Here is a 1,059-nt window from a genome sequence, read left to right as displayed (position 1 = left end):
CCCCAAAGGCAACACGCCGCAAATGGATGTCAATTCAGCTATCCCCGACTTCTTCGGTGGAGACGAGGCTAAGCTGCAGGACTATCTCAAATTCCGTGACACCCTGACTGGGCTCAAAAATCCAACACGTATCGCGGACGTCATCGCATCAGGCCTGGATCGATATGACGCTGTTTTCGTCCCCGGCGGCCATGGTCCGATGATGGACCTGCTCGATGATCCCGACGCCGGCACCGTGATGAGACATTTTCATAAAACATCCAAGCCTACGGCCGTGCTTTGCCATGGCCCGATTTCACTTCTTTCGGCTCTTCCGAATTCGACGGAGGTAGTCGCCGCGCTGTCGGCGGGCGATGTCGCTGGAGCACACGCAAAGGCTCAAGGCTGGATCTATTCCGGATATAAGATGACTATCTTTTCGACAGCGGAAGAGCAGCAGCGCGAGCCGCTTGAGATTGGCGGTAAGGTCCTCTTTTATCCGGACTTCGCCTTGACCACGGCGGGTGGCGCCGTGAGTGTGCTCCCTCCATGGAAGAGCTATGTCGTTCAAGATCGCGAGTTGATCTCAGGTCAGAACCCGTTCTCTGATTACGAGCTTCTGAAACTTCTTTTGCCGGCGCTCGATGCGAAGACGAAGTCGGTTTCGGCGGCATAAGAATCGGAGAGTCCGACGACAGCTTTGGAGGGCGTAAATATCAATGAAACCACGTTCGTCGGTTTTCACGATGCCGCCTGAAATCAGGCAAGTGTAGGCCAACCGCCCAGATAAGCACCGTTTACCGGAATTGGAGCCGTCAATGAGTAGCGTACAAATCGACCAGAAGAGCTATGAGATGCCTCCGCGAGAAGGGATGAGCATCGCGCATTTTCTAACTGTGGGCGACATCAACCGATCGCTCGATTACTACGAGAACATCTTCGGTGCGCGCATTCTGAGCAGAGGCGACGGCAACGCGCCCGGGTACCTTCAACTCGCGAATATCTGGATGATTGTGAACGTAGGGGGCGGCCCGACGCCGGATAAGCCGACGGTGTCGCTCAGCGTTCCCGACCCGAATC

General features: G+C 55.6%; 2 protein-coding genes. Both read left to right on the top strand.

Annotated features, from left to right (window positions below):
• Nucleotides 1–655 (top strand): DJ-1/PfpI family protein (locus tag AB4043_RS26495; protein WP_442308655.1); only part of this gene is annotated, 655 nt, incomplete at its 5' end.
• 142 nt (nt 656–797) lie between these two features.
• The coding region (locus AB4043_RS26490; RefSeq protein WP_442308654.1) for a VOC family protein at nt 798–1,059 on the top strand (262 nt) is incomplete at its 3' end.

The organism is Terriglobus sp. YAF25, assembly GCF_052113305.1.
Classification (GTDB): domain Bacteria; phylum Acidobacteriota; class Terriglobia; order Terriglobales; family Acidobacteriaceae; genus Terriglobus.
The sequence above is the reverse complement of the archived record's forward strand: the minus strand, read 5'-3'. Positions and strand labels throughout refer to the sequence as shown.